Origin of the sequence: Paenibacillus lutrae, assembly GCF_009757775.1 — a bacterium.
Classification (GTDB): domain Bacteria; phylum Bacillota; class Bacilli; order Paenibacillales; family NBRC-103111; genus Paenibacillus_F; species Paenibacillus_F lutrae.
In genome coordinates this window covers 547627-572297 of record NZ_RHLK01000001.1, presented here as the reverse complement: position 1 = coordinate 572297, position 24671 = coordinate 547627, and the positions used below count along the sequence as shown (strand labels likewise).

Below are 24671 nucleotides of genomic sequence, written 5' to 3'. Positions count from 1 at the left end.
AAAATTTATTGTATCGAAATCATAACGGAATTGCAAAGGGGCAGAGCATAACGCTATGAACAAGCCAAGACTCAGAGTGCGGCCCTTCCACTATACGTTCAAAACTATAGGTTCAAAATGAAGCAAGAGGAGGATTTATGTGAAGGAAGCTATTGTTATTAAAGGTGCGCGGGAAAATAATCTTAAGAATCTGTCTCTGACGATTCCAAAGTACAAGCTGGTTGTCCTAACTGGACCATCAGGATCGGGCAAATCGACCTTAGCCATGGATACGCTTCAGCGGGAGTGCCAGAGGCAGTACATGGAATCCATGGGGTTGACGTCGGATTCTATCAGCAAGCCGAAGGTCGAGTCTATTGCAGGACTGTCGCCATCTATTAGTGTCGGACAGCATGTCACTAACCGCAATCCGCGTTCGACAGTCGGGACTGTGACAGACATCTATACGTATGTCCGTTTTATTTTTTCACGGATGGGGGAGCGTGTATGCCCATCGTGCAGCGGAAGCATTCCGCCTTCTTTTGAGCCGGCAGAATTATTGGCGGAGGAAGACGAGGACATGGACTCTCAGATGATGAGCTGTCCGCATTGTCATACGCAGCTTGAGAAGCTGGGCATGCCACATTTCTCTTTTAACAAACCGGAGGGAGCATGCGAAGTGTGCAGCGGGCTTGGGCATGTGGCAAGCATCAAGGAAACGGCGGTATTCAATCAGGAGCTCAGCATACGCGGCGGAGGAGTTGCCTCGCTGAACGGTGTCCATCGCGATATTCAGATCCGTATTTTAGTTGCGGCCGGCAAACATTACGGATTTGAGATTGACCCTGATCAGCCCTTGAAAGAGTATGGTGAAACTCAGCGTGATTTGTTGTACTACGGAGTTGAGAGTGAGGCATTCAAGCGTCATTATCCGGATATGAAACCACCCCAAGGAACTAAATTTGAAGGTGTTATCCCTAGCTTATGGCGGCGCTACAAGGAGAAGGAAGGTGAGGCTGGCGCGCAGGAAAAAGACGGCGGTTTTTTTCATGAACAGCTTTGTCCGGAGTGCCGCGGAGCCCGTCTGAGAAAAGAAATACGCGATATTCGGGTAGCGGATGCAACCATCTCTGATGTATCTGACTGGTCACTCAGTCATGTATTTGAGTGGACGAGGGGGCTTCTGGCAGTGGTACCGGCCGAAGGACGTCATCTGCTTGAGCCGATCCTCCATGATATGCCCACCCGGCTACAACGGATTATGGATGTCGGCCTCGGATACATTTCCATGAACAGGCAGACAGTAACACTGTCCGGCGGGGAAGCGCAGAGGCTGCGGCTGGCATCGCTACTCGGTTCAGGACTGACCGGCGTGTTGTATATTCTGGATGAACCGACGACGGGGCTTCACCCTCGGGACACGGCGGGCCTCATCCAGGTGCTTCAGGAGCTGCGCGATCTGGGCAATACCGTGCTCGTTATCGAGCATGATGTCGAGATGATGCGTGCTGCCGATCATATTATCGATATCGGTCCCGGTGCCGGTCTTTACGGGGGGAGCGTTGTAGGGGAAGGCAGCCTGGAAGATTTGATGGCCAGTGAGCTTTCGGTTACGGGAGCCTATTTGAAGGAAGCGAGTCTTCCATCTCCCGCACGCATCCGCAGAAAGGGAAGCGGACAGCATATTACGATCAGAGAAGCACACGTGCGGAATCTTCAAATTCCCGTCGTTTCCTTTCCGCTAGGCAGTTTGGTGTCTGTAACCGGTGTTTCGGGCTCGGGCAAATCTACGCTTGTATTCGATATACTTGCGCAAGGAAGTTCCCAAGAACAGGAGCACACCGGCTGTAAGGGAATAACGGGCTTGGAGCATGTCGGTAACATCGTGATCTTTGATCAAACGCCTATGGGCAGAATCCAGCGCTCGAATGTCGCAACCTATACCGATGTTTTTACCCACCTGCGGCAGATGTTCGCAGGCTTGCCGGAGGCCAAAGCAGGAAAACTGACCTCCAAGCATTTCTCATTTAATACGCCGGGAGGCCGCTGCGAGACATGCCAAGGTCTGGGTGTGCTGTCCGTCGATATGAATTTTCTGCCTGATCTGGAGGTGAAGTGCCACGATTGTAAAGGAAAGAGATTTACAGATGAGGTGCTCCAGGTTCAGTATCAGGGCTTCTCCATCTCTGATCTGCTGAATATGTCGATTCAGGAAAGTTTGCCGGTTCTCCAATCGGAGAACAAAATTGCAGGGATAATCAAGATGTTGTGTGAGGTAGGGCTAGGTTACCTGAAATGGGGGCAATCGGTCAAAACCTTATCCGGCGGGGAAGGACAGCGGATCAGGCTGGCGAAAGAGCTGAGCAAGCCGTCCAAGAGCCATACCCTTTATTTGCTGGATGAGCCGACGACGGGCCTTCATCCCTCTGACATCAAACAGCTGCAAGTCTTGCTCCATAAACTGGTCGATACAGGAAATACCGTTGTCGTAGTCGAGCATAGTCTGGAACTGATCCGGAAATCCGACTGGGTGATTGATATCGGACCGGAAGGAGGCGCGGCGGGCGGCAAGCTTGTAGCCGAAGGTACGCCGGAGCAAGTAGCACAAGTGCCGGCATCTTACACGGGCAGGTTCTTGAAACGGATTCTGGCCGAAGGGCTTTAAATATAAGTGGAGGTATTTATTAGTCTAACAAAAGAGCTCTTGCGAAATCGATCGCAAGGGCTTTTTTTGCATGTTATCAAAACGATAGCGTTTAAAGTCCTTTCAACTGTTGAATAACAAAAATTTATTTGCGCTATGTCGATATTGCCGTCAATGGTTCGTCGTCTTAATAGAGGTTGATTTCACCCGGGGAACCGGGACATCACAGCGGCATGTCTTCACGAAAGAAAGGCTTTCCAAAAACTGTTATTCGTTTTAAGCTAGAGCTAACAATCTGTCATACGGCAAAGGAGACTTCACATGTATTCAATAACTTCCCGGGATGGTACAAAAATCACGTATGACAAAGTTGCCATGGGCCGCCCCTTATACTGGTAGCGGGTGCATTCAGCTATCGGAAATTCCCCGGCCAGGTGCAGCTGGCTGATCTGTTATCAGAGCACTTCACGGCCCCGACGGCGGCTGAGACGGACTGGATTCGGATTGCAGCTCTGTACGAAGCCCTGTCAAGAGCAGCGCCGTCACCGATAGTCGAGTTAAACCGGCGGTTGCCATATCTATGTCGTTCGGGCCGGCGTTCGGTTTGCAAATCGTCGATGCGCTTAGCGGCGATCCTTCCCTCAAAGGCTACCATCTGCTGCCGAGCGTTCGAGGCGATCTCCTGGTAAAGCTGGGACGGTTCGGTGAAGCCTGTGCTGAATTCGAACGGGCGGCTTCTATGACGCGAAATGCCCGTGAGCGGGAGCTTTTGCTGAACCGTGCTGCTGCATGCAGGAATAATGACGAATAATGTGAGGATCAGGCGTGTCGATTAGGGCGTATCCCGTCCGACGTACTAGTAGGGAAGGCTTAGGACAGCAGCCGCTGCCTCAAGCAAGCATCCTGCAACGTTTAGAAGGGCCAATGAGCATGTTAAAAAAATTTAATATTATCGAATACTAAGGGAGAGTATGCAAAATGAATCAGGAAGTAAGCGATTTATTGAAGCGCTAAAAGAATCTTGGCAGAGAGAATTGGCTAGTAAGCTTCGCGAGGTTATCCACCAGGCCATACCGGATGTACAAGAACGTATACAGTATAAAAAGCCTCATTTTCTGAAAAACGGCAAATATGCGGCAGTGATCTCGACATCCAAAGATACAGTCAGCTTTACCCTATTTAATGCTGCTGCATTGGAACTTCCTGAAGATAAGTTCGATGGACCGCCGGAAAGAAAAACAATGAAGCTGCGCCAAGGGGATTCTTTTGAGCCCGGATATCTTGTGCCATTGGTCATTCAAGCTTCAAGCACGTTATAATCCGTTCCAAGCAAGAGTAGAAGCAGGGGTCCTGTTTCTGCTCTTTTTTAGTTTGGGGAGGAGATGAACATTCCAGTCTATTCTTAATCAGACGGAGCTTTACATATTAAGAGATCGAAAAAGTATGTATTTGAAATATATTAGATATTGACAATAAAATACATCTATGGGAGTATGGATGTAGAAAAAAATTACATAAATTAGTTAATTTATTTATTTACAGGTAAACCTATGATGCTTCATTATTTTACAAAATAACAGATTTAAGAAAGAAGTGAGTATGAATTTGGGTATCAAAGAACTGGAATTGAGCATCCCGCCTCTTGTCGGATATCAGTATCTGGCGTATCCCCTTTGTACGATACTCACCCGCAATGAGGCGCTGCCATGGTTTTACAGCAATTTCATCCATCTCTATTGTCATCAGGACCTTGAGGGAGAAGCCGCTTCACACTCTGTGCCTATGACCTTTTACGGAGAAGATTTTATCCGCTGTCCGTGGCTGATCACACAAAAACTGGAGCGAGACTTCGTGTTGGATTCACCGCCCGGAATTACCGAATTTCTGATAAATAGTATCCGTTCCAAATATACCGTCTCTCTGCATGTGGATGAATTCTATATCCCACGGAGACGAGTCTATCAACAAACTCATTATGCTCACGATATTCTGGTTTACGGTTACGATGATGCGAGCAGAACATTTCTTGTTCTCGGCTACGATGAGGAGATGCAGTTCCAGAAGACCGTGGTGCCGTACCATGAAATGGAGCAAGGGTTCCAGAACCTCGAATGGACGGACAACTATGAAGAACAAATCTACCTCTATAAGTTCAATAAATCGGGAAGTTACCGGTTAGATGCAGCGTTCGTCCAAGAATCACTGGAAGAGTATATAGCGGGCAGCAATATTTCCTTGCGTAACCGGGGAACGGCGAACCCGCTGGAAGCTGCATTCGGGCTGAATGTTTATGCGGCGCTCATTCGTAACATGCCTGTACTTGTACGTAAGCGGGATATCCGGCCCATCCACATTCTATGGGAGCACAAGAAAATGATGGGGCTGCGGATCCGTTATTTATGCGAGCAGGGCCTTCTTTCACCGGATTTTGCAGAATGCTTCCAGCCGATAGAAGAGCAAGCATTCAGTTTGCGTCATTTATTGATGAAGTATGCCTTAACGGGGGAGGATTACATTCTGAAGCAGGGACTCGACGAAATGACTCACATCATGGAAAGCGAAAAGCGAATATTGGGAACGGTTTTGAAAGCGCTGGATCATCGGGTTGTTTCCTAGTATTCGTAACTTATTCCGATTGGAGGTTATTTCTATGGAGGCAGGCAAGCTCTATCCACTGACGCATCCGCAAAAACGAATTTGGTATGTAGAAAATATATACCCGGGTACGAGCATACATAACATCGGTGGACTTATCAAAATTTACGGCCCCGTCGATTTTTCTTTACTGGAGGAAGCGATCAATCAATTTATCCGGCTTAATGATGCCGTCCGCATCCGGGTTGCCGAGCAGGACGGATCGGTGCAGCAGACGGTGACGGAGTATAGCAGAAGGACATTCCCGCTAATGGATTTTACGGCCCTGGAATCGGATGTGGATGCTTGGGTGAGTGCCGAGTTCGCCAAACCGCTGGCACTGGACGGAGAACATTTGTATGATTTTGTTCTTGTCAGAATCAGTGAGACAGAAAGCGCATATCTGACAAAATTCCACCATATTATCTCGGACGGCTGGTCTTTTAAATTAATGACGACACACATTAACCAAATTTATACACAATTGATGCAAGGGGAGGAAGTTTGCCACGAGCCCCGTCCAACCTATCTGGATTATATTGAGCAAGAACATAAGTATTTGTCATCTCCTCGCTTTACGAAAAATAAAAATTATTGGAATAATAAATTCGATCACATCCATGACATTGATCTGCATCATACAGCAATCGGCACTGCAGGTAACCGCAAAAAATTCTCGATAAGCCGGTCTGCTTCCGCTGCCATCCGCGAATTTGCACAAACCCATCATATTTCGTTGAATACTTTTTTCGTAGCAACGATGCTCCTTTATCTCCACAAAGCGAATCAGCAAAACCGCCTCCTGATAGGCACTCCTGTATTAAATCGTACGGGGGCCAAAGAAAAAAATACATTCGGGATGTTTACGAGCACGATGCCTTTTCTCATTGACATCGAGCATGAGTTGTCTTTCTCTTCATTCATACATACCGTTAATCAAGAACTCATTCAATGTTATTTTCATCAGAAATATCCGTATAACCTGCTCGTACAGGATCTTCAGCTTCAGCAGCGGGGATTGGATCAATTATTTCAAATTTGCGTGAACTATTATAATACGGCATTCGACCGGAATTTCGGTCCTGGATGGAAGATGCAGCAAGTCGAAGTGAATAACGGCAATCAGCTGTATTCCCTGCAGCTCATCGTTACCGAATGGTCACCGGATGAAGAACTGGAGCTGTATTTCGATTATAAAGAAGGCGACTACACGGAGAAGCAGATCGATGAAATGCATGACCGCCTTCTCTATTTAACCGATCAAGTCCTGAGCCGTCCCGATGCCGCACTTAATGAATTGCAGCTGCTTCTGCCGGATGAGCGTACGAAGCTTCTGTATACATACAACACAACGGATTGCGAATATCCCTCGCATAAAACGATCTTGCAGCTGTTTGAAGAACAAGTCGAACGGACTCCGGATCGCATGGCCGTTTCATTCAGGGGACAATCGCTTACTTACGGCGAACTGAACGAACGCGCCAATAGGCTGGCCCGAGCTTTACTGGAGAGAGGAGTGAGCCCTCACACACCGGCAGCCATCATGGACCGGCACTCTCTGTCAATCGTTGTCGGGATCTGGGCGGTTATCAAGGCCGGAATGGCCTATCTTCCGATCGATCCCGAATATCCCAAGGAACGGATCGAGTATATTTTGAAGGACAGCGGATCTTCGCTGCTGCTGACGAGCGGCAGGGAATGGGAGCAGTTGTCTTACAGGGGTGAGGTTCTTGCACTCGATGATGAGCGTCTGTACGACCAGGACGGGAGTAATCTGAATGCCAAGATTGCAGCAGACGATCTGGTCTATATGATCTACACCTCAGGATCAACCGGCAATCCCAAAGGTGCGATGATCGAGCACAGGGGACTGGTGAACTACATCTGGTGGGCCGGCAAAACGTATATCCGCTCGGACAACGATGTCTTTGCGCTATATTCCTCTATTGCTTTCGATCTGACCGTGACCTCTATCTTTGCGCCGTTAATTAGCGGCAGCCGTATCGAAATCTATGAAGATGACGGTAGCGACTTTATCGTCAAACGAATTGTGGAAGACAACAAGGTCACAGTTATCAAGCTGACGCCGGCTCATCTGGCGCTCATCAAAGACATGGATTTCAGCGCATACTCGGTCCGGACATTCATTGTGGGCGGTGAGGACCTGAAATGCTCGCTGGCTCGTGAAGTTTATGAACACAGCCGGGGCGGGATTGAAATCCTCAATGAGTACGGACCGACCGAGACCGTAGTCGGCTGTATGATTTACCGGTATGATCCGAATAGCGACGAAGGGGTATCCGTTCCGATCGGACAACCTATTGACAATGTGCAGATATATTTGCTGAATGAGCAGCTCGAGCCCGTCCCGAACGGATCGATGGGCGAAATCTATATATCCGGGGACGGGGTGGCCCGGGGCTACTTGCACAGGGATGAGCTGACACAAGAGCGGTTCCTGCCTAACCCTTTCCTTACGGGCAAAAGGATGTACCGGACGGGTGATTTGGCCCTGCGCCACGAGAACGGCAACATCGTATATTACGGCCGGATTGATCATCAGGTCAAAATTAAAGGATACCGCATTGAAATGGGTGAGATCGAGCATCAGCTCCTTGAAATCGACGGCATCGAAAAAGCCGTCGTCATGGACCGCACCGGAGAAGACGGGCATCAGCAGCTTGCCGCTTATTATGTCGCTGCGGGACAGCTTACGGCTCTGGAGCTGAGAATGAAACTGGCAGATGTGCTGCCTTCCTATATGATACCGGCTTATTTTGTCCGTCTCGATCAAATGCCGCTTACTCCGAACGGTAAAGTGGACCGGCGTCTTTTACCGGCTCCGGAACCGTACATCGAAACAAGCGACACCGGACGGACCAGTGGAGTCGAAGCGATGTTAATGGATACATTCAAGGATGTACTCCGTTTGGATGAAATAACGGTTCAGGATAATTTTTATCGGCTGGGTGGCGACTCTATCAAGGGGATACAGATTGTATCGAAAGTAAAGGCAGCCGGTTATCAGCTGAAGGTGCAGCAAATTATGAGCTATCCGGTTATCCGTGAACTGGCTGCGCTCATTGAAATAAACACCGCTGCTCCGATTGAGCAAGGGCCGAGTTACGGGGAAGTTAAAGCGCTGCCGATTACATCGTGGTTTTTTTCAAGAGAATGGAATAATCCTCATTACTACGCGCAGTCGGTATTACTCCGCCTAACTCGGGCAGTGCCCATGGATCAGCTTCACGAAGCGTTATTTGCGTTAATCAGCCATCATGACGCCTTGAGGCTGCAGGTTGATGCCGGCCGCCTCGTGTACCGGACTGCCCGACGCGAGGACGTGGAGCTTATCCGCTTCGACCTTGCCGGCATTCCCGAGGGTGAGCGGGCTGCGGCTTTGAAGAAACAAGCCGAGTCTTTCAAAGCAAGTGTACGTCTCGGACAAGGTCTGCTGTTCAAAGCGCTTGTAGTTGATGAAGGAAAGCGCGGACAACGTCTCTTGCTGACCGCACATCATTTGATTGTAGACGGTGTATCCTGGCGAATTATGCTGGAAGACTTAGACCGGCTGCTGAAAGCGGGTTTAACCGGGGCGGTCCTGACTCTGCCGGATAAAACACATTCCATTCAAACCTGGTCGGATGCCGTAGACGCTTATAGCAGCGAGAAGGCAATGGAGCATCTCGACTACTGGAAGTCGATCGTAGAGAACGCAGAAGGCAGCCTCGATGCTGATTTCCCTTCGGATGATAACCGGCTTGCCGTATGCGATACGCTGGTTCAGGAGCTCACCGAGCAGGAGACGCGCAAACTGCTGGGGGAGGCGAATACCGCATTCCGAACTCATGCGAGCGATTTGCTGGTCGCCTCGCTGGCAATGGCCGTAAGGGCCGTTACCGGCAAGAATAAAGTCACGATCGAACTGGAGGGACATGGACGCGAAGAGTTGTTCGAGAACATGGATGTATCCAGAACCGTGGGGTGGTTCACTTCGCTGTATCCCGTTAACCTCCTGATGACGGAAACAAAAACAGCGGGGATCATCAAGAGCATCCAAGGGCAGCTTCGCTCAATCCCGAACAAAGGAATTGACTACGGCATCTTGGCATATGGTTCGGGAGCCGTCCCGAAAAGCTGTGACAGCCTGCTCCGCTTCAATTATATGGGAGAAATCGATAATCATTTGAACAGTCCCGTGCTCGCCATTGCCGGGGATGATACCGGAAGCGATACATGCCCAAGCAACAGGTTGTCCTGCCTGGTCGATGTTGTGGCCATGATTACGGATAAAAGGCTCCAGGTCCGCATGACATACAGCACGGCCATGTTCAGCCGGGATACTATGGACGCGTTCATCCAAGTTTTTATGCAGCGGCTGGCTGAAGTCATTCAGTTAGGCTCAGACAGGGAACAGGCTGATTTTACGCCCGCTGATTTTGAGACGGTCAAGCTCGCACAAGAAGAACTTGACGTACTCTTCAATTAATAAAGGGGCGAACAATCGTGGTAAAGAAACTTGCTTTCTACGTACTGATGATGCTGCTGTTAGTCAGTCCGCCAGCTGCAGCCGCCGAAGGCGGAGCCCCTTCTCCGCCGAGACAGACGAATATAGATACGACTGCCGTCGACGAGTTCGTGCAGGCCCAACTGGCGAAAGCGCAAAGCCCGGGAGCCGCAGTTGTAATCGTAAGCGGGGATCAGGTGGTCTATACGAAGGGATACGGGCAGGCCGATCGAGCAGCGGGAATTCCGGCATCAAGCACGACATTATTTGAATTGGGATCGACTTCCAAAGCATTCACAGGCTTAGCCTTGTTAGAGCTGGAGCGTGAAAACGCGCTTGGCCTCGACGATCCGGTCACCCGCTATATTCCGTGGCTCTCGCTAACGTATCAAGGACAGCCGGCTACGGTGACGCTGGCCCAACTGCTGCACCACACGAGCGGAGTGCCGTTCGCTTCGCTCGCTTCCATCCCGATCAGTTCGGGAGAACAGGCGCTGGAACAGACGGTTCGGGCGTTATCGGGTACTGCGCTGGATAGCCGGCCGGGAGATAAATATCAATATGCCACCATCAATTATGATGTCCTGGGACTGGTCATCCAGGAAGTCTCGGGTATGTCATACGAAGCCTACATGTCCGGGCTGCTGCAGCGGTTTGGCATGAACAACACGGTGCCTGCCGCACAGCTGAAAGGCCCGCAGCGGCTCGCCAAGGGATATAAGATCGGTTTCGGCTCGCCTCGTTTATACGAAGCGCCCGTTTATAGGGGAAACACACCCGCCGGTTACCTAGTCTCCAGTGCGGTCGATATCGGGCAGTGGCTGCTGCTCCAACTCGGGACGAGGAGTATCTCCGAGACGGACAGGAACATCATCGAACGTTCCCATATGCCCGATACGAGCGTAGGACCGGACGCAAGCGGAGCCTACTATGCCGCAGGATGGTTTGTAACGGCGGACGGCCAAGAGCTCTCGCACCAGGGCTCTAACCCTAATTTCTCGTCCTATTTCATCATGCGTCCGCAAGAGCAGCTCGGTGTAGGAGTACTCGCTAACATCAACTCCGCCTATACGTTCCATATCGGTCAAGGTTTGATGAGCCTGCTGCGGGAGCAGGAGCTTCCGCCCGCTGAAGCGGATTTCTATCCGCAGCTTGATCGCATTTCGATGATCTTGCTGAGTCTTATCAGTGTCTTCATGCTTATGATGGCGGGTAAGGCGATCGGAATACCAGGACAACTTCGTCGTCAGCGGCGCGTCTTCGTTCCCCCAAAAGGAAGAAGACTCATCGGCCTGGCAGCTGCGCTATTGCTGACCGGAGGCTCTTTGTGGGGAATCGGGCTGCTGCTCGAGGCTGCTTTTGCGGGCTTGCCGCTTGCGGTAGTCGCGGTATGGTCGCCTGTGACGGTCATCTGGCTCGTCTATGCGCTCTACCTGTTCGTCGGGCTCGCGTTCCTTTTCTTTCTTGCAGTCTGGTTGTTTCCATCAACGAAACGCCGCTCCGGGCCGGTTCATCCCACTTCTGCAGAGGAGGTGATCTAAATGAAATGCAAGTTGTTCTGCCTGCCTTACGCCGGAGGCTCCGCCACCATCTATACGAGATGGAAACGCCATCTGCACGGCGATATTGAACTGCATCCCGTTGAGCTGGCCGGAAGGGGAAAAAGATTGCTTGAACCCCATTACGGCAGCATGGATGAGATGGTCGACGATTTATACGGATATCTGGACCAGCAGATTGACGAAGCTGATTTTGCGTTCTTCGGCCACAGCATGGGAGCCCTCATCGCTTATGAGCTGGCGCATGCCGTCAAGAAGAAGAGGGGGCGCGAGCCCGTCCATTTATTCGTCTCGGGGACTTATCCCCCTCACGCCCGCAGGAGTCTTCCGCTGCATCTGCTGTCGGATGCAAGACTTCAGCAAGAAATTAGGCAGCTTGGTGGAACCGATGACGAATTATTTGAGCGGGAAGACCTGCTGCGGCTCTTTTTGCCGGGACTGCGGAGAGATCTGGAGCTGGTGGAAACGCACGGCTTTAAGAGCAGGGCGGAGCTTATTCACTGTGATATATCCGTACTCAACGGAAAAGAGGATAAAGCGACAGAAGGTTTTAACCTTCTGGAGTGGGCCTCATATGGCAGCAGGGGCTGTCAACTTTATGAGTTCGAAGGAGGTCATTTTTTCATAAATGAACATACCGAGCAGGTAGTGTCGCTCATCCATGATGTGCTGCGCAGCCCTGTTGTACAAATGTCCACTAAAAAGGAGTCGTGAATTGATGATACGAACGGTCGGAGTAGTCGGTGCGGGTGTAATGGGCAGTGACGTTGCTTTGGATCTGGCTTGTTATGGATACGAAGTGGTGCTCAAAGATATTAACGAAGATATTTTGCATCGGGCCAAGGAAAAAATTAGTACAGATTTTCGGCTGCTGAAGCTGGTCAAGCCGAAGGCGAAGCAGCTTACCGTGGAAGACGTTCTCTCCCGGATTACCTTTACCACGGGCTATGATGATTTCGAACGCGTCCAGTTTGTTATCGAGAACGTGACAGAGGAATGGGAACTTAAGAAAGAGGTGTTTACGGAGCTGTCCAAAGTATGTGGCCTACATACAATCTATGCCGTTAATACAAGCTGCATTTCCATTACGAAGGTTGGCTCGCTAATGCCAAGGCCGGAGAATGTCATCGGCATGCATTTCATGAACCCGGTTCCGATGAAGGAATTGGTCGAAGTCATCCGGGGCGAACACACTTCGGATGAGACCGTTGCCACCGGGGAGCAGTTTTTGAAATCTTTCGATAAAGTCCCGGTAGTTGTTCGAGATTTTCCCGGTTTCGTAACGAATCGTGTCCTTATGCTGACGATTAACGAATGCGTTTGGACCGTGCAGGACGGAGTCGCAGAGCCGAAAGATGTCGACAAGATTTTTCGTCTGGGCTTCGGCCATAAGATGGGGCCGCTTGCCACATGCGATCTGATCGGCCTGGACACCATTCTGAATTCGCTGCTGGTGCTGCAGGACAGCTACAAGGACCCGAAGTTCCGGCCCTGCCCGCTGCTCGTAAAGATGGTAGATGCCGGTTACCTGGGCAAAAAATCAGGAAAAGGATTTTTCGATTACAGCTAGTAGGGAGGGATAGCGATGGATAGAGCAGCGGAAAAGCTTAAGGAAGTCAAATGCGTGATCTGGGATCTGGACAATACGATGTGGGACGGCATTTTGCTGGAGTCGGAGGAGGTCATGCTGAAGCCGCGCATGCGGGAGCTTCTCGCGGAGCTGGATTCTCGCGGCATTCTGCAATCGATCGCAAGCCGCAATGATACGGAGCATGCGATGGACAAGCTGAAGGCGTTTGGTATCGACAGCTATTTTCTCTATCCCGAAATCAATTGGAATGCCAAATCCATGTCGATTGATAAAATACGCGAGAACCTGAATATCGGAATAGACACAATTTTGTTCATCGACGATCAGCCCTTCGAACGGGATGAGGTCCTGAGCGTTCATCCCGAAGTAGAGTGCATGGATGTGACGCCATGTGAGACACTGCTCGGTCACCCGCGTCTGAATCCCCGGTTCATTACGGAAGATTCAAAACGCCGACGCGCCATGTATCTGGAAGACATACAGCGCAAAAACGAAGAAGAATCGTTCACGGGACCCCAAGAGGCGTTTCTAAGTTCGCTCGGCATGCGCTTTGTCATAAGCGAGGCGAGAGAGGAGGACTTGAAGCGGGCGGAGGAACTGACAATCCGCACGAATCAGCTGAATGCGACGGGGTATACGTACAGCTATGAAGAGCTGGACAGGATCAGACAATCGGACAATCATATTCTGCTGGTGTGTGAATTGACGGATAAGTACGGCTCCTACGGCAAAATCGGGCTCGCTCTGATCGAATTGCAGGAAAGCTGCTGGCATCTGAAAATGCTGCTTATGTCTTGCAGGGTGATGTCTCGCGGAGTTGGTACCGTTATGCTCACCTATATCATGCAGCAGGCGAAAAACGATGGAAAAGTGCTTAGGGCCGACTTTAAGCAGACGGACCGAAACAAGATGATGTATGTTACGTACCGTTTCGCCAATTTTACGGAAGTCTCCAACGATGGCGAAGGCAATATTCTGTTCGTGAACAAATTAAATCAAATTCAGCCGTTCCCGCCTTATATTGATGTGCTGGTCACGGTTGCAGGGAGAAAGGGGTAACATGATGGAAACTAAACAAAAAATCCGCAGTTTTATTGAAAGCAATCTGGTTGTATTTGAGGATGAGGCCGTGTTCACCGACGATGATCATATTTTTCAAAAGGGCTTCGTCAATTCTTTGTTCGCGATGAAACTTCTCAGCTACATTGAACAAGAATTCGGATTTACGGTCAGCAATGAGGATTTGGATATCGCCAATTTCAGCACGCTTAACAACATCGTAAAGCTAATCGAAAAGCATAAGCAGGAGGCCTAAGCGATGATTGCTCAGACTTGCGCTTCTGCCGCCCAAATTATAGAGGAGGCTAAAATTTTTGCCGCCCGGGAAATCCGGCCGCTCGCAGGGGAAATTGATGTCACAGGCGAGCTTCCCCGCAGCTTAATTGACAGAATGGGACAGCGGGGATATCTGGCGGCCAGCTGGCCGGAGGAATACGGCGGTCTGGGACTGGACCCGGTGGCCTATGGACTATTTACGGAGCAGATCGGCAAAGCATGCTGCAATACGAGAGCTCTCATAACCGTTCAAACCTCACTGCTGGGAGAGACCATGCTGCGTTTCGGCACAGAGGCGCAGAAAAAATACTGGCTGCCGAAGATGGCGAGGGCGGAGAAGCTGGGCGCGTTCGCCTTATCGGAGCCGAATGTGGGTTCGGATGCGAAAAGCGTACAGACCGCCTACCGCAAAGAAGGGAGCCATTATATTCTGAATGGCACCAAGAAGTGGATTTCCTTCGCCGCTATCGCCGATTTTTTCGTCGTGATCGCAGCCGATTCGGGCGGACAAATCACCTCATTCATCGTCGAGCGAGAACGTGAAGGGGTGCATACAAGTCCGATGCCCGGCATGTTGGGCAACCGGGCGGCTCATCTTGCGGAGATTCAGCTTAATGAAGTCAAGATCCCTGCGGAGAACGTGCTCGGCATCGTAGGAGGCGGCTTTACTTATATTGTATCCACGGCGCTTGATCACGGCAGGTACAGCATTGCATGGGCAGGAGCGGCAATTGCAGGCGAGGCGCTGGAAGCGATGGTTGCGTACTCGATATCGCGGTCCCAGTTCGGCGAGAAGCTGCACCAATTCCAGCTGGTCAAAGGGCTGATTGGCGATGCGGTCACCAAGGTTCATGCCGCGCGAACGCTTTGCATTGCCGCAGGTGAAATGCGCAAAAGCGGGGCGGCGGAAGCGGTGGACGAGACAGCGATCGCCAAATATTTTACATCGAAAGTCGCTGTTGAAGTTACTAACGATACGGTGCAAGTCCACGGCGGCAACGGTTGCCGCAGCGGCTACCCTGCCGAACGGTTATTCCGGGAAGCCAAGGTGCTGGAAATTATCGAAGGCACCAGCCAAATTCAGCAGCAGGTCATTTCTCAATACGGACTTCGCAAATATGCGGTGAAGAAGCAGGAGGAAGTTCGAATAGGAAAGGATGGGTGAAAACGTGAAGGGACCTCAAAAGCTGGACAAAAGCAATGTTGAAGATATTTTGGCACTGACCCCTATGCAGTCCGGGATGCTGCTCCAATACTTGAAAGATCCCGAAACTACGCAGTATGTAGAGTTGATCGCGCTTGACGTTAGCGGAGAGCTGGAGCCCTCCTTGTTTGAACAGGCGTGGGCCTATGTTGTGCAGACCAACGAGGCGCTGCGGTCATTGTTCCGCTGGGAAGAGGTGAATCAGCCTGTTCAAATCGTGCTGCTGGAACACCATCCCGTTATTCGTTACGAGAACTATTCCGGTTATGACGAGAATAGACAAGCTGGGCTGATTGCAGAACGGATTGCCGCCGATAAAAAGGAAAAATTCAAGCTGGATCAGGTGCCGTTCCGCTTGACGCTGTGCAGGCAGTCCGAACGTAAACACACACTGCTGATGAGCTTTCACCATATCTTGTTCGATGGCTGGAGCACCGGTATTCTGTTGAAGGAATGGCGGAGCGCCTACCTTATGCTGGCGCAGGGGCTACAGCCGGAGCGGCAGCATAAGCCGTCCCTCAAGCAGTTCATTTCTTTGCTGCAGCAGCAGGATAAGCAAACGCAAGAAAACTACTGGAGCCAGTACCTGCATGACATGCAGAATCGGCCCATCGCAACAAGGAGCGCCAAAGCTTCGGGGACACCGGTTATGGCTGCATTCACCGAAACACGGAGCCGCTCCTTCACTGCCGGACTGCACCAGTGGGTCCGTTCCGAAGAAGTGACACAAGCCGCACTTTTCTATACGGCGTGGGGTATCTTGCTTCAGCACTATACCAACAGTGACGACGTATTGTTCGGTACCACTGTGTCTGGACGCAATACGATGATTTCCGGAATGGAGCACATGGTCGGCTTATTCATCAATACGCTGCCGTTTCGCATGACGGCTGGCCTGGACAAAATGCTGCCCGAGCTCTTGGCCGAGGTGAATGCATCCATTCAAGGGAGTGAAGAGCATGCGAACACTTCCTTGTCGGATATCAAAACTTACGGAGGGCTCAGGACTGAAGGAAGTCCGTTTGATTCTCTCGTTGTAGTGGAGAATTATCCGCTGGATGAAGTCGTTACAAGCACGGACGGACCGCTTACGATTGAACCTCATCATATTGAGGAAGAAACCGAATTCGATCTGACAATCCGCATTACAGTCACGGACAAGCTGGAAATAACCTTCTCCTATAATAAACAGGCGTATCAAGAGGATATGGTCAAGAAGCTTGCTCACCATTATCTTTACATTCTTGAGCAAATCATTCAGGCTTCCACTCAGGTTACCGCATACCGGGAGACCAGGCTCAAAGATATCGGCATTCTTACTCATGAAGAGCGGGAGCAAATTCTGTTATTCAACCTGACGACTTCAAATTATCCCAGTGAGAAAACCGTTCATGAGCTCTTCGGGGAACAGGCGCTGTTGTCTCCTGAGAGCACGGCTGTAACAGATGAGCGGCAATCTTATACGTATCGCGAGCTGAATGAACAGGCCAACCGGATTGCCCGTGTGCTGCAGGCGGGAGGCATGCAGCGCGGTCAGGTTGTGGGCTTGATGGCGAACCGATCCACTGAAATGGTTGCCGGGATTTTCGGTATTCTCAAAGCGGGCGGAGTCTATCTGCCGCTTGATTCCGCCCATCCTGCCGAGAGGATCGCCTATATGCTGTCCGATGGCAACGTGGGCAAGGTGCTGGCTTCTCCCGGTCTTGAGGTTCTGATACCGGAAGATGTTCAAGTGCTGAAGCTGGATGAAGCGCTGCTTCATCGGGGCGAAGCGTCCGATTTGCCTCCGGCGGGCGGGCCGGAAGAGCCTGCTTACGTCATGTATACCTCCGGCTCGACCGGTAAGCCTAAAGGCGTCATTGTCGGGCACCGGGGCATCGTGCGGCTGGTCCGGAATACGAACTACGTCCAGTTTGAAGCGCGGGACTGCGTCCTTCAGGCAGGAGCAATCGGCTTCGACGCTCTGACATTCGAAGTGTTCGGCGCGCTCTTAAACGGGGCTAGTCTGCATATTGCGGACAAGCATACCCTGCTGGACAATGCCAGATTGGATGACTTCCTGCGAACGCACGCAATCTCGGGCGGACTGCTGACTCCGGCCTTATTCAATCAGCTGGCCCAGCAGCGTCCGGAAATGTTCACCGGGATCCGGAACCTGGTCGTCGGCGGCGATGTACTCTCCCCCAAACACATTGAAGCCGTCCGGCAAGCATGTCCCGGCCTGACGATTTGGAACGCGTACGGTCCTACCGAGAACACAGTCATTTCGACCTGTTTCCGTATCGACTGCGAATTTAATGAGCATATTCCGATTGGCCGGCCTATCAGCAATTCCACGGCTTATATCGTCGACCGCTATGATAACCTGCTGCCTATAGGCATTCCGGGCGAGCTGATCGTGGGCGGTGACGGTGTCGCGCTCGGGTACTTGAACCGGCCGGATCTGACGGCGGAGAAGTTTGTACCCGATCACTTCCGCTCAAGCGGGATGATCTACAAGACAGGCGATATGGCGCGTTGGCTGGAAGACGGAACCATTGAATATATGGGACGAATAGACCAGCAAGTAAAAATCCGCGGCCACAGAATCGAAATCGGTGAAATCGAGACGATGCTCCTGCAGCACAAATCTGTGCAAGAAGCAGCGGTGACGGTGCAGCGGCGGGGCGCTCAGACTGAATTATGCGCCTACGTAGCCGCATCCGGACAGCTGTCCGTATCTGACCTGCGGGCTTATCTTGCTGCGAAATTGCCGGATTACATGGTACCGTCTCACATTGTCTACCTGGAACAAATTCCGCTCACACCCAACGGAAAGCTGGATCGCAAAGCGCTGCCTGCGCCTGTGGAACCTCCCCGTGAGATTCAGGAAGCGGCGGTGCCGAGGACAGAGCTGGAGAGTCTGATCGCGGATGCCTGGAAAGCCGTGCTTGAGCTGGACCGAATCGGTATCCACGATAAATATTTTGAAGTAGGCGGCAATTCGATTAACCTTATTCAACTGCAGAGCAAACTGCAAAGACAACTCAAGCGTACCATCCCCATCGTCACCCTGTTTCAATACCCCACCGTGTATGAACTGGCTGCGCATTTGGCAGGCGATACTAAACGATCGGCAGATCGGAAGAACGAGGGTGCAGCCGCCGCAGGCAAGGACGAACAGCCTTCCCCGGCTCAATCGGGCAGTGCGAAGCGCAGAAATGAAGGCAGCCGGGACATCGCTGTCATCGGGTTGGCCGGCAGATTCCCTGGCGCACGGAATATTAGGGAGTTTTGGAGCAATTTGCAGCAGGGCAAAGAGTCGATCTCGTTCTTTTCGGACGATGAGCTGGCTGAGTATGGCTTTGACCGTCAGCTCTTGGAACGGCCGGAGTTCGTCAAAGCGAAAGGTGTACTGGATGAGATGGACCACTTCGATCCGGCCTTCTTCGGCTACACTCCCGATCAGGCGGCGATTATGGATCCCCAGGTTCGTCTGCTGCACGAATGCGCTTGGCATACTTTGGAGGACGCGGGCTGCGATCCGCAGCGGTATGTCGGGTCTATCGGGCTGTTTGCCGGGGTCACGAACAATTTCCACTGGCTCTCGCAGCTGTCTGACCGACTGCACGGGAACTTGTCGGACATGTTTGAGGTTGATTCGCTGAACGATTCATACACGGTCAGCACCCGTATTTCTCATAAGCTGAATTTAAAAGGTCCTGCGATCAGTCTGCAAACGGCTTGTTCCACCTCTCTGGTAGCTGTTCATTTGGCTTGCCAGTCTATTCTTAACGGAGATTGCGATCTGGCTCTGGCCGGCGGCGCGTCCATCGTACTCCCTCATAAATCCGGGTATCTTTATCAAGAAGGAATGGTTAAGTCGCCGGACGGACATTGCCGTACTTTTGATGCCAAAGCAAAAGGGACGATAGGCGGTGACGGTGTCGGTTTCGCTGCGCTCAAATCGCTTGATGCGGCTATCGAAGACGGTGACCGGATTTATGCGGTCATCAAAGGCTCCGCTATCAACAATGACGGCAGCCGCAAAGTCGGCTATACGGCGCCAAGCGTACAGGGCCAGGCGGATGTTATCGCCAGAGCCCAGGAAGCCGCAGGAGTTCCGGCCGAGAGCATCACCTATGTGGAAGCGCACGGATCGGGAACTACGCTTGGCGATCCGATCGAGATCGAGGCGTTGACGAAGGCATTCCAGACGGACAAGACTGGTTTCTGCCGCATCGGCTCCGTAAAAACAAACATAGGACATCTGGATGCCGCAGCAGGGGTGGCCGGATTGATCAAGACGGCACTGGCGCTTCATTATAAGCAGCTTCCGCCAAGCCTGCATTATGTGACCCCGAACCCGAATATTGATTTTGCGAACAGTCCTTTCGTGGTTAACACCGCTTTGACCGATTGGCGCAGCGATGTTCATCCCCTGCGTGCCGGCGTCAGTTCCTTCGGAATAGGCGGAACGAATGCTCACGTCGTTATGGAGGAAGCTCCTGCATGGGAAGCCGCAGGGAAGGGCCGGGCCAATCAGGTGCTGTTATGGTCCGCACAGACACCGGCTGCGCTCGATTCGATGACGGCTAATTTGGGCGCCTATCTGCAAGAGCATCCTTCGGCGAATCTGGCCGACATTGCGTACACCCTGCAGACCGGACGGCATCCCTTCAAATACCGGCGCATGCTGTCTTGCAGCACGCTAGAAGAAGCGGCAGCGGCACTGACGCCGTCAGCCGACGGGGCAAGCTTCGATACACGCAAAGTAATTTCCAACACGTCCGGGGAGGAGCGCGGTTCAATCGTGTTCATGTTCTCCGGGCAAGGATCGCAATATATAGGCATGGGGCAGGGGTTGTATGAGACTGAGCCCGTGTTCCGGGAAGAGATGAACCGCTGCCTGCGTCTGTATCTGGACATTACCGGCTCTGATATGAAGGAAATGCTGTATCCGGACGCAGAAGCGGATTCGGCGGCAGCATCTCTTCAACTAAATCAGACCAAGCATATCCAGCCTGCCATGCTCATGCTCGAATATGCGCTCGCTCGTCTTCTCCAGTCATGGGGACTGAAGCCGGAGGCGATGATAGGTTACAGCTTCGGCGAGTATGCAGCCGCCTGCCTGGCTGGTGTCATATCTCTGGAAGATGCCATGCGTCTCATCATATTGCGCGGAGAGCTTATGCAGCAGGTGCCGCCGGGGGGGATGCTCAGCGTGCCTCTTCCTGAGCGGGATATAGAGCCCTTTCTCAGCGGGTCCTTATCACTGGCCGTCGTGAACGGACCTTCCTGCATTGTATCCGGCCCTGAAGAAGAAATAGCTGCGTTCGAGCAGAAAATGAAGGCAGGCAAGTATGTCTGTATGAGATTGCCGGTGTCGACGGCAGCACATTCTTCGCTTCTTCATGAAGTGACGGGGCCGTTCGCCGAAGCCGTGCGACAGGTGCGGTTGAATCCGCCCGCCATACCGTATGTCTCCACAACGACGGGGAACTGGATAACGGATGAAGAAGCGACAGACCCGGATTATTGGACACGGCACATGACGGATACCGTACGTTTTGCGGACGGCATTGAACGGCTTGTAGAGCAGCCGGGCAGACTGTTCGTGGAAATCGGTCCCGGACAGGATCTAACACTCCTGGCGCGCCGCTACATTGACACAGGCCGCGGACAGCAGGCGCTCAACCTCGTACCTCCCGCGCAGAGCAGTATACGCGACACTTCACTGCTCGTTAACCGCATCGGGAGAATGTGGCTTTACGGCCAGTCCGCCGATTGGAGAGCATTCCATGGAGAAGGACCGCGGCTGCGCGTCTCTCTGCCGGCTTATCCGTTCGCCAGACAGCGCTATTGGATCGAATCATCAGCCGGAACTTCGCTGCCTTCGGGAAGCGCCAAGAGCAAGCTTCAGAGTTCAGCCGGCAAGCTGGGCAAGCTGCCCGACATGACCGACTGGTTCTATGTGCCGACCTGGACAAAAGAGCAGCTTCTTCCAGGCTCCGCCGGCATAAACGCAAACATTGCCGGAAATTGGCTCGTATTCGCAGACGAATACGGCCTGGCGGCCGACATTGCGGGGTCCCTCGCCGAGCGTGGAGGACAAATCACTGTAGTTAATGCGGGCGAGCACTACGAGCAGGCGTCAGCTGATCAATATACCCTGAATCCGCAAAATGAACAGCATTATAAGAAGCTTTTTGATGACCTAAAGGCGGGGGGGACATTTCCTGACCTGCTGCTTCACACATGGGGAATCTCTGCTCCAACCTCCCGGAACGGCGGAGAATCATGGCTGAGGTCCACACAAGAACGCGGGTACTACAGCTTGTTGTACACGGGAAAAGCATTAAAAAAACAAGCTTCCGGGCATGAAATGCGCATGTGGGTGCTGACAGACAATATGCAGGCTATTGCCGGCGAATCGGTCCTTTACCCTGAGAAGGCGACTGTACTCGGACCATGCCGGGTTATTCCGCAGGAATTACCGCACATTCATTGTCACAGTATTGATATGAACCTGCCGGAAGCGGGGAGCTGGCAGAGGGAAAGACTGATCCGCCGCCTGCTGGACGAATTTGGCGCTGCCCGGTTCGAATTGGCGGCTGCCTATCGCGATAACGAACGCTGGGTGCTCGGTTATGAACCGGTTAAGGTGGCAGAACCGGAAGCCCAAGCGGCGGGGCTCCGTCAAGGCGGCGTCTATATGATCACAGGCGGATTGGGATATATCGGTCAAGTCCTTGCAGGCCATCTGGCCCGAAGCGTACAGGCGAAGCTGGTCTTCACCAGCCGCTCACCATTTCCTTCAAACGGGGAATGGGACCAGTGGCTTGCCGAATACGGCGCAGAAAACACAGTCAGTGTCCAGATCGGCAAGCTTAAACAGCTCCAGTCTTATGGAGCCGAGGTGCTTGTACTAACAGCGAATTCGTCGGATCAAGAGCAAATGAAGGAGGCCATCCGGCAAACCGAAGCGGCGTTCGGTTCCTTGAACGGGGTTATTCACGCAGCCGGAATAACAGGAGAAGCTGCCTTTAGGATGCTTGAGGAGACAGATGAGGAATTAAGCGAGCAGCATTTCCAAGCAAAGCTATATGGACTCTATGTTTTGGATGAGGTGCTGGCTGATAAAGAGCTTGATTTCTGCCTGCTGGCTTCGTCGCTGTCTCCGATGCTCGGCGGATTAGGTTTTACCGCCTATTCGGCAGCGAACCATTTTATGGACGCTTATGTACACGATCGCAATCGCCGCCTGCGCACGGCCTGGACCAGTGTCAATTGGGACGGCTGGCAGCTGGAAGAAGAGCAGACGATTCATGGGCAGGCGGGCGCCTCGATATCCGAAATGCTTATTGCACCGGATGAGGGAACCGAGCTGCTGAAGCGCTTGTTGTCAGTCAGAGAAGTGAGCCAGATTGTCCTATCGACCGGCAGCTTGCAGGACCGTATCGACAAGTGGGTGAAACGGACGGCCCAAGAAGAAGCCCGGCTCCCGCAGGGAGAAGGCGGCTTCTACACCCGTCCCGCGCTGTCCGGTGAATATATAGCTCCTGTAACGGAGTCTCAGCGCAGGCTCTGCGGAATGTGGGAGCAGTTTTTCCGGATTGACCGGATCGGTGTGCAGGATGACTTCTTCGAACTGGGCGGAGATTCGCTCAAAGCGATTACGGTCGTAACCGGGATTCATAAAGAAATGAAGGTGGAAATCAGCTTGCCCGTCTTTTTCAATATGCCGACGATCCAGCAGCTTGCAGCCTACATCGATGAGGCGGAAAAGACCACCTATCACGACATTGAAAAGGCTCAAACGCGTGAATATTACGAGCTTTCCTCCGCGCAGAAGCGTCTGTACCTGATCCAGCAGATGGAGAAGGGACATACGGGATATAACGAAATTGTCGCAGGTATTTTGAAAGGCGGACTCGACAGAGCCCATATGGAAGCGGTACTACGGCAGCTGATAGAGCGTCACGAAAGTTTACGGACTTCATTTGAACTGGTTAACGGGATACCGATGCAGAAAATCAGCGAAACCGTCGGGTTCGAGCTTGAATATGAGGACTTCAGCGACGATCTTCCGCTTCATAACTCCGGCTCCGGACCGCTTGAGAATGAAGCGGAGGCCGAGGAGAAGATACGCGAAGCAGTGGCGAAGTTCGTGCGCCCCTTTGATCTGACCCGTGCGCCTTTGATGCGGGCCGGACTTATCAAACTCGGGGATGAACGGCACGTCTTGATGGTGGATCTTCATCATATTGTGTCGGACGGTTTATCGCAGGATATATTCGTGAACGATTTTATGGCTCTGTATGCCGGACGTGAATTGCCCGAGCTTGTGCTGCAATATAAGGATTTTTCGGAATGGCAGAACCGGATGAAGGAAACGGAGGAGCAGAAACGCCAGGGAGCCTTCTGGCTGAATCAGCTGCAGGAAGTGCCGCGTTTAGCCCTGCGTACGGACTATCCTCGCCCGGAGAACAGAAATTTCGCCGGCAGCCGGGTTCCGTTTGAACTGAACATAGAGCAGACACAAGCTCTGAAGACGCTCTGCCTGAAGGAAGATGTGACACTCTTCATGGCGCTGCTGGCCGTCTTTAATCTGCTGCTGGCCAAAGTTTGCGTTCAGGAAGACATCGTTGTAGGTACTCCGATTATCGGCCGCAAACAGCCCTCGCTGCAGCTTATTATCGGTAAATTCGTCAACATGCTGCCACTGCGTAATCAACTGGATGAAGAGATGAGCTTCAGCGCTCTGCTCCGGAAGGTGCGGGCCACGACGCTGGATGCATTCGCCAATCAGGATTACCAGTTCGAGGAAATGGTTCAGCAGTTGGGACAGGATCGCGATTTGGGCCGCAATCCGGTATTCGATGTGGTATTCGCGCTCCAGAATATGCAGAACCCTGAGATGAGTATTCCCGGCCTGACGCTCGAGCCGTTCCCGTTCGTTCATGACGCTTCTCATTTTGATTTATCTCTAATCGCTGAGGAGGATGGAGAAAGACTGTCCTTCAAGTTCGAATACAGCACCAGCTTATTCCTGAGGGACACGATTGAGCGTTTTGCCGGTTATATGCAGGATATTATATCCGAGGTTCTGGCAAATCCGGACAAGAAGCTGAGGGACATTACGATTGCTCATCATTTAGCGGAGCCCGAGCCTGTCTATCTTGCTGGAGTCCGGGGGGATTTCGGACTATGAGCGAACCCGGGGGAAGAAAGGGAGG

At 52.0% G+C, this 24671-nt stretch carries 10 protein-coding genes and 2 pseudogenes; all 12 read left to right on the top strand.

The window, feature by feature from the left end; genetic code table 11:
* The first annotated feature begins 139 nt into the window (after positions 1-139).
* Complete coding sequence (gene uvrA / locus EDM21_RS02130; protein WP_166541780.1) at positions 140-2644, top strand: excinuclease ABC subunit UvrA; 2505 nt, start codon at positions 140-142, stop codon at positions 2642-2644.
* 440 nt (positions 2645-3084) lie between these two features.
* Positions 3085-3434 (top strand): annotated as a pseudogene (locus EDM21_RS02125) (RNA polymerase subunit sigma-24); the annotation flags it as partial.
* 167 nt (positions 3435-3601) lie between these two features.
* Positions 3602-3942 (top strand): annotated as a pseudogene (locus EDM21_RS02120) (DUF1801 domain-containing protein).
* 280 nt (positions 3943-4222) lie between these two features.
* A complete protein-coding gene (locus tag EDM21_RS02115; RefSeq protein WP_235917977.1) occupies positions 4223-5239 on the top strand; it encodes a BtrH N-terminal domain-containing protein in 1017 nt (338 codons plus the stop codon).
* Positions 5240-5273: 34 nt separating this feature from the next.
* Positions 5274-9746 (top strand): amino acid adenylation domain-containing protein, encoded by a 4473-nt coding sequence (locus EDM21_RS02110; protein ID WP_235917976.1) that lies wholly within the window; start codon positions 5274-5276, stop codon positions 9744-9746.
* Positions 9747-9763: 17 nt separating this feature from the next.
* Entirely contained in the window at positions 9764-11305 is a 1542-nt protein-coding gene (locus tag EDM21_RS02105; RefSeq protein WP_166541779.1) for a serine hydrolase, read from the top strand.
* Complete coding sequence (locus tag EDM21_RS02100) at positions 11306-12037, top strand: thioesterase II family protein (RefSeq protein WP_157332455.1); 732 nt, start codon at positions 11306-11308, stop codon at positions 12035-12037.
* Positions 12038-12041: 4 nt separating this feature from the next.
* Positions 12042-12893 (top strand): 3-hydroxyacyl-CoA dehydrogenase family protein, encoded by an 852-nt coding sequence (locus EDM21_RS02095; RefSeq protein WP_166541778.1) that lies wholly within the window; start codon positions 12042-12044, stop codon positions 12891-12893.
* Between the two features lie 15 nt (positions 12894-12908).
* Entirely contained in the window at positions 12909-13973 is a 1065-nt protein-coding gene (locus tag EDM21_RS02090; protein WP_157332451.1) for an HAD-IIIC family phosphatase, read from the top strand.
* Positions 13974-13977: 4 nt separating this feature from the next.
* The gene (locus EDM21_RS02085; RefSeq protein WP_157332641.1) at positions 13978-14229 is read left to right on the top strand and encodes an acyl carrier protein; all 252 of its coding nucleotides are present in this window, start codon (positions 13978-13980) and stop codon (positions 14227-14229) included.
* 3 nt (positions 14230-14232) lie between these two features.
* Positions 14233-15414 (top strand): acyl-CoA dehydrogenase family protein, encoded by a 1182-nt coding sequence (locus EDM21_RS02080; RefSeq protein WP_157332449.1) that lies wholly within the window; start codon positions 14233-14235, stop codon positions 15412-15414.
* A gap of 4 nt (positions 15415-15418) precedes the next feature.
* Positions 15419-24646, top strand: a complete 9228-nt coding sequence (locus EDM21_RS02075) for a non-ribosomal peptide synthetase/type I polyketide synthase (RefSeq protein ID WP_338043906.1) — start codon at positions 15419-15421, stop codon at positions 24644-24646.
* Positions 24647-24671 lie beyond the last annotated feature (25 nt).